The organism is Pseudomonas sp. TE12508, assembly GCF_056279485.1.
Genome location: NZ_JBWCCN010000049.1, coordinates 1 through 1,195 on the forward strand (window position 1 = coordinate 1; position 1,195 = coordinate 1,195).

The 1,195-nt window shown below is 54.7% G+C and carries 1 protein-coding gene; it reads right to left on the bottom strand.

All coding sequences use genetic code 11. The annotated features are described in order from the left end of the window. Positions 1 to 31: 31 nt before the first annotated feature. Positions 32 to 979: an IS110 family transposase gene (locus ACZ9IM_RS30485; protein WP_476225837.1), complete on the bottom strand. Its 948-nt coding sequence runs from the start codon at positions 977 to 979 to the stop codon at positions 32 to 34. Between the last annotated feature and the right edge of the window lie 216 nt (positions 980 to 1,195).

Genomic DNA, 1,195 nt, shown 5'->3' on the forward strand with positions numbered 1-1,195 from the left:
TGTGGGAGATTCTATGGTTGAGGGGAAGCCCTCAACCCGTTTTCGCTTGGTATTCACTCTGCCCTTTCAGCAGTGCAAATACGACCCGTGCAAGCTTACGGGCCAAGATCACCAAGGCCTGCGTTGTACTGAAACCCCGAGCTCTTTGCTCCTCGTAAAACCCTTTCCAGGCGGGGGTGCGGCTGGCTGACATGGCTGCGTTGTGCAGAAGTCGGCGAGCTTCCGGATCTCCGCGCTTGGTCAGGCTTCGACGACCATCCTTTTGCCCTGACTTCGATACCCGCAAGTCCATCCCCAGAAATGCGATAAATGCATCCGCATTTCTGAAGTCGCCTCGCTGAAACGCCGCAATCAACCGTGCGCCTGTCAAAAAGCCAATGCCTTCAACTTTCATGCAACGCTTCAACTGGGCGAGTAAACCAGCCTCGTTCAGATGATCATTGATCATCTTCTCGACCAGTGTTTCAAGCCTGCGCATGGATGCCAGTTGCTCGGCAAATGCGGTTTTGAGCAGGGGTTCATTCGCCCAGCTCTGCACCAGACCGACTCGCGCCTGAACCAGCGCCGCGCGGCGGCGGAAAAGACTCAGTAGGCGACGATACAGTGGGGATGGCGGGATCCAGGGGTGGAGTTCTTCGTACTCATTTTTCAGATAACGAGCGAGCAGTTTGGCGTCCAACGCATCAGTTTTGGCCCGAATCTTCACGCCTTTGCGGTAATGACTCAGCTCGTAACCGCCGACCATGTAGATGGTGCAGCCAGCCTCATGGGCCAGATCGGCGAACTCCAAGTGATAGATGTTGGTCGACTCGATGGCCAGATCAACCGGCGTCGGCAAGGCTTTCAGCCATTTTTTGATGGCTGCCTTGTCATTGGTAATTGTCTCAAGAAGATCCCGTTCAGCCTGATAGATCACCAGTTCATTCTTGGCGACATCCACACCTACGATCGGCTTTACGACAGAAACCGCCATTGCCATTGAAATTCCTCCGGGATAAGGTTTTGAGCACTTGAAGGGCTCACCCAGAGGCGCAGGCTTGTTCCTATCGTCGGTCCTAGCCAGATGCATTCTTTATCGGCGCTTGGGTGAAAGGAGGAGGGGCGAAATCTCCCACGGATCTGTACTGCGTCAACAGTCAGAATCGGGCTTTGTCCCTCCTCCTCCCTTCAAGTCCCAGCATACAAGCGGGCTTGC

What these genes read in the sequence shown, in the direction of transcription:
- ACZ9IM_RS30485 (WP_476225837.1), bottom strand. Translation starts at nt 979, where the DNA reads ATGGCAATGGCGGTTTCTGTCGTAAAGCCGATCGTAGGTGTGGATGTC.